Annotated in this window: 8 protein-coding genes; 5 read left to right on the top strand and 3 right to left on the bottom strand. The window is 69.9% G+C overall.

The window, feature by feature from the left end:
• Both ACFFCN_RS17945 and lepB read right to left on the bottom strand, forming a co-directional pair.
• Nucleotides 1-872: RecB family exonuclease (locus tag ACFFCN_RS17945; protein ID WP_375493883.1), on the bottom strand; the 872-nt coding region annotated here is incomplete at its 3' end.
• Nucleotides 873-931: 59 nt separating this feature from the next.
• Nucleotides 932-2092: a signal peptidase I gene (lepB, locus tag ACFFCN_RS17940; RefSeq protein WP_375493881.1), complete on the bottom strand. Its 1161-nt coding sequence runs from the start codon at nt 2090-2092 to the stop codon at nt 932-934.
• Nucleotides 2093-2142: 50 nt separating this feature from the next.
• Here lepB and ACFFCN_RS17935 point away from each other — a divergent pair, with 50 nt between their 5' ends.
• Nucleotides 2143-3180 carry a M50 family metallopeptidase gene (locus ACFFCN_RS17935; protein WP_375493879.1) on the top strand — a complete coding sequence of 346 codons (1038 nt, stop codon included), beginning with the start codon at nt 2143-2145 and terminating at the stop codon, nt 3178-3180.
• A gap of 98 nt (nt 3181-3278) precedes the next feature.
• Nucleotides 3279-4118 carry a tRNA (adenine-N1)-methyltransferase gene (locus tag ACFFCN_RS17930; RefSeq protein ID WP_375493877.1) on the top strand — a complete coding sequence of 280 codons (840 nt, stop codon included), beginning with the start codon at nt 3279-3281 and terminating at the stop codon, nt 4116-4118.
• 3 nt (nt 4119-4121) lie between these two features.
• On the opposite strand, the gene ACFFCN_RS17925 is transcribed toward ACFFCN_RS17930, so the two are convergent.
• Nucleotides 4122-4397: a ferredoxin gene (locus tag ACFFCN_RS17925; protein ID WP_375493875.1), complete on the bottom strand. Its 276-nt coding sequence runs from the start codon at nt 4395-4397 to the stop codon at nt 4122-4124.
• 169 nt (nt 4398-4566) lie between these two features.
• On the opposite strand from ACFFCN_RS17925, the gene arc reads away from it, so the two are divergent.
• The 3 genes from arc to ACFFCN_RS17910 are packed head-to-tail and all read left to right on the top strand — an operon-like array spanning nt 4567 to nt 7452.
• The gene (arc, locus tag ACFFCN_RS17920) at nt 4567-6294 is read left to right on the top strand and encodes a proteasome ATPase (protein WP_375493885.1); all 1728 of its coding nucleotides are present in this window, start codon (nt 4567-4569) and stop codon (nt 6292-6294) included.
• A gap of 3 nt (nt 6295-6297) precedes the next feature.
• Complete coding sequence (locus tag ACFFCN_RS17915; RefSeq protein ID WP_375493873.1) at nt 6298-6660, top strand: VOC family protein; 363 nt, start codon at nt 6298-6300, stop codon at nt 6658-6660.
• A gap of 36 nt (nt 6661-6696) precedes the next feature.
• A complete protein-coding gene (locus ACFFCN_RS17910; RefSeq protein WP_375493871.1) occupies nt 6697-7452 on the top strand; it encodes a sulfite exporter TauE/SafE family protein in 756 nt (251 codons plus the stop codon).
• Nucleotides 7453-7570: the final 118 nt, after the last annotated feature.

The raw sequence follows: 7570 nt of genomic DNA, 5'->3' as shown, positions 1-7570 counted from the left end.
GGCGGGGCAGTGCCGCCCCAGGCGGGGCAGTACGCCTTGAAATCGCACCAATCGCACAGCCGGCTGGGGCTCGGCCGGAAGTCGCCGGTCTGCAGCGCGCGCTCGATGGCTGACCAGATGGCCAGCAACGTGCGTTCGAAGCGGGTGAGCTCCTCGGCGTCCGGCGTGTAGCTGAGCGTGTCGGTGTCGGCGAGGTAGATCAACCGCAACTGCCGCGGCACGACCCCACGGGTGCGCCAGAGCACGAGCGCGTAGAACTTCATCTGGAACAGCGCCTTGCCCTCGAACGCCTCGCGCGGGGTGGCGCCGGTCTTGTAGTCGACGACGCGTAGGTCACCCGCCGGCGACACGTCGATGCGGTCCACGTAGCCGCGCAGACGCACGCCGTCGACCACCACCTCGACCAGCTGCTCGCGTTCGGCCGGCTGCAGGCGGGTGGGGTCCTCGAGCCGGAAGTAGTTGCCCAGCAGCTGGGCCGCGGAGTCCAGCCAGTCGGCGAGAGCAGCCGTGTCCAATGCGCCGTCGCCGTCGCCGTCGCTCCCGTCGCGGAACAGCTCCTGCACGTCCGGGTTGTCGGTGTGCAGCTGCTGCCACGCCTCGGGGACCATCGCGCGGGCGGCGTCGAGCGTGCGCTGTGCCGCCGGAAGGTCGTAGAGCCCCTCCAGGACCGAGTGCACCAGCGTGCCGCGGGCGGCGGCGCGCGACGGAGCCTGGGGCAGGCGGTCGACGCACCGGTACCGGTAGAGCAGCGGGCAGGCCTTGAAGTCGGCCGCCCGCGACGGTGACAACGAGCCGAGCACGGGCTCCGGCAGCGGTGCGTTGACGTCGGGATTCAGGTCGGAACCGGCCGTGTCGGGGAGGGCAACGCTCATGTCGCCGACCCTAGGCGCGGGGGGCGACAATTCCGGTCGATGCGGTTCCGGCGCGTCGGTCAGCTGACGCCGCCGATCCGCCCGATGGGCCAGGTGATGGCGACGACCTCGCCGACGATGGACGACGTCGGGATCGGCCCGAAGGCCCGGCTGTCCTCGGAATTGCAGCGGTTGTCGCCCATCACGAACACGTCGTTCGCCGGGATGTGCCACGACGTCGTCTTGGTCAGCGGTTTGGTCGGCGCCCGGCCGCACGCCTTGTTGAGGTACGGCTCGGTGATGGCCAGCCCGTTGATGTAGACCAGGCCCTTCTTCAGCTGCACGGTGTCACCGGGCAGACCAATGACGCGTTTGACGAGCACGCTGTCCGTGCTGGCGACGCTCGGCGGTCGCTTGAACACGATGATGTCCTGCTCGGCCGGCGGACTGGAGGTGTCGGCGAGCTTGTTGATCAGGATGTGGTCGTCGTTGCAGTTCGGGCACCCGTGCAGGGTCGGCTCCATGGACTGCGACGGGATGTAGTACGGCTGCACGACGTACACGCGCAGGGTGATCGCGCCGCCGGCGATGACGGCAAGGACGATCGCCAGCCGGACCAACCGGCGGACCACGTCCCGACGTTCTGGGCGGCCCTCACCCGCGTCGTCCTTCGACGCGTCCTTGTCCTTCTTTTTCTTTTTCTTCTCGGCCTTCTGTTCGGGCTCGGCCTTCTGCTCGGTGCGGGTGTCGACGTCCGTGACCTCTGCGGCCGCCGCTGCCGCACCGGCACCCGCCGCGCCCGCGCCGTGCGGACGCGGACGGGGGCGCGGACGCGCGCGCTCGGGCTGGAGCTCGGCTGTCTGGTCCGGTGTCGCTGTCTGGTCCGGTGTCGCTGTCTGGTCCGGTGTCGCTGTCTGGTCCGGTGTCGCTGTCTGGTCGGCTGTCGACGCGGCGGTGGCGTCGTCGGTGCGGCCGTTGCGCCCCAGCGGCGCAGCGTGCCGTGGCGGCGGCACGGCGCTGACCGGCGTCGCCGGCTTCCGGTCGCGCAGCCACTTGCCGATGCGCGACGACCCCGCGCCGTTCGAAGCTGCCGCTGGTGCCTGCAAGGTGGTGACGACAGGGGCATCCGGGCTCTCCGCGCTCGGCGCGGCGCCGTTGCGGGGCTGAACGGAAGTGGTGTTCGGGCGAGGCGACGGGGACGGCCTGCTGCGGCGCGCGGGGACGTCTACGTCGTCGCTCACGTCGGTACGGTAGCCAATTCCTCGGGTGTGCGCCCCGTAAGGTCGCAACTGTGATCGAACAGCCGCGTAACCGCGCTGAGCGACAGCCCGGCGCGGTGCCGTTGGGGCGCGTGCGCGGGGTGCCGATCCTGATCGCACCGTCGTGGTTCATCACGGCGGTCCTGGTGGCGGTGCTGTACGGATCGGCGCTGCGCGACGCACTGCCCCGCCTGCACGCCACCGGCGCGTACGCGGCTGGTGCCGCCTTCGCCGTCCTGTTCGGCGCCTGCGTGCTGGCCCACGAGATCGGGCACACGCTGGTCGCCCGGATCCTCCAGCACGAGGTGCGCCGCATCGTGCTGTTCGTCATGGGCGGGGTGTCGGAGATGGACCGCGACCCGGACCGGCCGCGCGACGCGTTGCTCACCGCGGCTGCCGGTCCGCTGGTTTCGCTCGTCATCGCCGGCGTCGCGTATCTCGCGGAGGATGCCGCGCCGCGCGACGGCGTTGCCTGGGCGATGCTCGCGCTGCTGTGCTGGAGCAACCTCGTGCTCGCCGCGTTCAACCTGCTGCCCGGCCTGCCGCTCGACGGCGGCCATCTGCTGCGCGCCGCGCTCGCGGGCTGCGGGTGCGCGCCCCTCACCGCGACCCGCATTGCCGTGTGGGCGGGCCGGCTGCTCGCGATCGGCATCGCGGTCGCGGAGTTGGCAGTCGACCGCAGCTCGCTGGGCCTGGCGTCCGGATTGCTGTGCCTAGGTCTCGCGGCCTACCTGTGGGCCGGCGCCACGCAGGCGTGGAAGATCGCGCTGCTCACCAGCCGGCTGCCCGCCGTCACTGTCACCGACCTGCTGCGGCCAGGCATGTTCGTCCCTGCCGACCTGTCCGTCGCCGAGGCGCTGCGCCGTGCCGCCGAGCGAGGCGCGCGCGGCCTGGTCGTCGTCGACGCCGCGGACCGCCCGGACGCGATCGTCGACGAGGCGCTGATCGGTGCGGCCCCACCCGAGCGTCGACCGTGGACGACCGTCACCCAGGTCGCGCGGCGACTCGAGCCGGGATTGACGCTGCCGACGCAACAATACGAGAACAACAAGCTCGAACCCATAAAATAAAAGACAACCCACGAATACCTGGCGCTGGACGCCGCGGGCCGGCCGGCGGGCATCATCAGCACCCGCGACTTCGCCGAGCGGCTCAGCCAGGTCAGCGCGTGAGCCACGCACCCGGCTCCGGACCGTTCACCGAGGGCGAGCGCGTCCAGCTGACCGATCCGAAGGGCCGATTGCACACGGTCACCCTGGCGGCGGGCAAACAGTTTCACACGCACCGCGGCGCCATCGAGCACGATGCCCTTATCGGCCAGCCCGAAGGCAGTGTCGTGCCCTCGACCAGCGGCACCCTGTACCTCGCGCTGCGCCCGCTGCTCGCCGACTTCGTGCTGTCGATGCCGCGCGGTGCGGCCGTCATCTACCCGAAGGATGCCGCCCAGATCCTCTCGATGGGCGACATCTGCCCGGGCGCCACGGTGCTCGAAGCCGGCGCCGGCTCGGGCTCGCTCACCTGCGCGCTGTTGCGGGCCGTCGGCCCCCAGGGGCACGTCGTGTCCTACGAGGTGCGCGACGACCACGCGGACGTCGCAGTGCGCAACGTCGAGACGTTCTTCGGCGAATCGCCGGCCAACTGGTCGCTGCGCCGGGCGGACATGAATACGCATACCGCCGACGAGCCCGTCGACCGGATCGTCCTCGACATGCTCAGCCCGTGGGACGTGCTGCCACAGGCGGCCGCAGCGCTGCGGCCGGGCGGCGTCCTGATCGGCTACGTCGCCACCACCACGCAGCTGTCCAGACTCGTCGAGGCGCTGCGCGAGATCGGCGGGTTCACCGAACCGTCGTCCTGGGAGACCTTCGTGCGCGGCTGGCACGTCGTGGGCCTCGCGGTCCGCCCGGAACACCGGATGATCGGGCACACCGCGTTCCTCGTGTCGGCACGCCGGCTGGCTCCGGGCGTGGCCGCGCCGCCGCGCCAGCGGCGCCCGACGGCCACCTGAGCGTCAGGCGTCCGGGCCGGCCACCTCGGCGCCGTCGCTCTCCCGGACGACGTGGATGCAGTCGCCGGGGCATTCCTTGGCGGAGGAGATGACGTCCAGGCGCAGCGACGCCGGGACGTCGGCGCGCGCACCGGGGGCGGCCAGCAGCTCGCCGTCGCCCTCCTTGACGTAGGCCAGACCGTCGACGTCGAACTCGAAGACCTCCGGGGCGTACTGCACGCACAATCCGTCACCCGTGCACAGGTCCTGGTCGATCCAGACGCGTAACGGCTCGCTCACGATCGCGGAACTCCTCGAAAATCATTCAGGTTTCGGTGCGCTTACCGAAGAGGGTAGTTACGCAGTGGAACGGGTTCGCGTGTGTAGGGTGGGATTTCGCGAACACTCCGCGATGACGGGAGGTGCCGCAATGGCGCAGGAACCGCGCGGTGGACACGAAGAGCCGCGGATTCACGGAGACGCGGACACGCGCCGACGCACCGCGTTCCTCGAGCAAGAGCTGGAACTGTTGCGCGCAAAGGTCGCCGAATCACCGCGACACATGCGCCTGCTGGAGGAGCGGCTCACCGAGTCGCAGGCCCGGCTGGCCGCCCTGGGCGAGCGCAACGAGCGCCTCGCCGACACGCTGCGCGAGGCGCGCGAGCAGATGGTGCAGCTGAAGGAAGAGGTCGACCGCCTCGCCCAGCCGCCGAGTGGCTACGGCGTGTTCCTCGAGGCGTTCGAGGACAACACCGTCGACATCTTCACCGCCGGGCGCAAGCTGCGCGTCGCCGTCTCCCCGGAAGTCGAGGTCGGCGAGCTCAAGCACGGCCAGGAGGTCATGCTCAACGAGGCGATGAACGTCGTCGCAGCACGCGGCTTCGAGCGCGCAGGCGAGATCGTCATGCTCAAGGAGACGTTGGAGGGTGGCGACCGCGCACTGGTCGTCGGGCACACCGACGAGGAGCGCGTCGTCTACCTCGCCGACATCCTGCGCGAGAAGCCGCTGCGTGCCGGCGACTCGTTGCTGCTCGAGCCGCGCTCGGGGTACGCCTACGAGCGAGTCCCGAAGAGTGAGGTCGAGGAGCTCATCCTCGAAGAGGTGCCGGACATCGACTACCTCGACATCGGCGGCCTCGCGCCGCAGATCGAGGCGATCCGCGACGCCGTGGAGCTGCCGTTCCTGCACGCGGACCTCTTCCGCGAGCACCAGCTCCGCCCGCCGAAGGGCATCCTGCTGTACGGCCCGCCCGGGTGCGGCAAGACGCTGATCGCCAAGGCGGTGGCGAACTCCCTGGCCAAGCAGGTGCAGAAGGTGCACGGCGGCGACGAGAAGGTCACCGCGTTCTTCCTGAACATCAAGGGCCCGGAGCTGCTGAACAAGTACGTCGGTGAGACGGAGCGGCACATCCGCCTGGTGTTCCAACGCGCCCGCGAGAAGGCGTCGGACGGCACGCCGGTCATTGTCTTCTTCGACGAGATGGACTCGATCTTCCGCACCCGCGGCTCGGGCGTCAGCTCCGACGTCGAGAACACGATCGTGCCGCAGGTGCTCAGCGAGATCGACGGCGTCGAGGGACTCAAGAACGTCATCGTGATCGGTGCGTCGAACCGCGAGGACATGATCGATCCGGCGCTGCTACGGCCCGGCCGACTCGACGTGAAGATCAAGATCGAGCGCCCGGACGCGGAGGCTGCCGGCGACATCTTCAGCAAATACATCCTGCCGTCGCTGCCGATCAACGACGACGACCTGAAGGAGCATGGCGGCGACCCCGAGGCGGCGGTGGCCAGCATGATCCGACACACCGTCGAGCGGATGTACACCGAGTCCGAGGAGAACCGGTTCCTCGAGGTCACCTATGCCAACGGTGACAAGGAGACGCTGTACTTCAAGGACTTCAACTCGGGCGCGATGATCCAGAGCATCGTCGACCGCGCGAAGAAGATGGCGATCAAGGACCTGCTCACCCAGGGCCAACGCGGGATCCGGGTGTCGCACCTGCTCGCCGCCTGCGTCGACGAGTTCCGCGAGAACGAGGATCTGCCGAACACCACGAACCCTGACGACTGGGCGCGCATCTCCGGCAAGAAGGGCGAGCGGATCGTCTACATCCGCACGCTGGTGTCCGGGGGCAAGGGCGCCGAGGCCGGTCGCTCCATCGACACCGTCGGCAACACCGGCCAATACCTGTAGACCATGCCGGACGAACGCGTTACGCGGATCGTGCCCAACCTGCAGGTCGCGGACGTCGAGGAAGCAACGCGGTTCTACGCCGACACGCTCGGCCTGGACATCGCTCAGCGGATGGTCTGGATCGGCACCCTCGTCGCGCCGGACTCCGAGCACGTCCAGTTGTCGACGATTACGGCCGATGCCACGGCCGACGTGACGCCGCTCGTCAGCGTCGGCGTCGCGGACGTCGACGCCGCCTACGAGCGGGTGGTCCGCGCCGGCGCGCCGATCGTCTACGACCTCACCGACGAGGAGTGGGGCGTCCGGCGCTTCTTCTTCCGCGACCCGGACGGCAATGTGATCAATGTCGTAGCGCACCGCGACTGACGCCCGCGTGCAGGCCGGGGTTGGAACACTGACCCGGTGAGCTTCTGGCAGGGCGTGCTGGTGCTGTTCGCCGGCGTCTGGGCCGGGGCGATCAACACCGTCGTCGGCTCCGGCACGCTGGTGACGTTCCCGGCCCTGCTCGCCGTGGGCCTGCCGCCGGTCACCGCCAACATCAGCAATTCGATCGGGCTGTTCCCCGGGTCGTTCGTCGGCGCCTACGGCTACCGACGCGAGCTGCGCGGCCAGCGCAACCGGGTGCTGGCGCTCGGCCCGGCCACCGTGCTCGGCGCCGCCGGCGGAGCGCTGCTGCTGCTCGTCCTGCCGTCGGCGGCATTCGACGCGATCGTGCCCGTCCTCATCGTGCTCTCGCTGGTGCTGGTGATCTTCGGCCGGCGCATCACGGGCTGGCTCACCCGACGCGGCCACGAGGTGTCCCCGCGAGTCCGCGCGCCGCTGTGGTTCTCGACCGGCTTCGTCGGGCTGTACGGCGGCTACTTCGGCGCCGCGCAGGGCGTGCTGCAGATGGGCTTTCTCGGCGTGTTCCTGGACGACTCGATCCAACGGCACAATGCGCTGAAGAACGTGCTTGCCGGGTTGGTGAACCTCGTCGCGGCGGTCGTGTTCGTCATCATCGGGCGGCACATCGACTGGGCCGTCGCCGGGCTAGTCGCGTTGGGGTCGATCCTCGGGGGCGTGCTCGGCGCGCGCATCGGCCGGCGGTTGTCGCCGAACGTGCTGCGCGCGGTGATCGTCGTTGTCGGCGTCGCGGCGATCGTGAAGCTGCTGGTCTGAGCTTCGTCATGCGTACAGAACAACCGGCCGCATCAACCCCGCCCACCCACGCCCCGCGCCGGCGCGCGACGATCGAGCGGTGAACGCCGACGAACGGGTCAGCCGCGGCGTCGTGCGG

The organism is uncultured Jatrophihabitans sp. (genome assembly GCF_964246335.1).
In the GTDB taxonomy this organism is placed as follows: domain Bacteria; phylum Actinomycetota; class Actinomycetes; order Mycobacteriales; family Jatrophihabitantaceae; genus Jatrophihabitans.
Note: the sequence above shows the minus strand (reverse complement) of the source record. Positions and strands in the feature narration are given on the sequence as shown.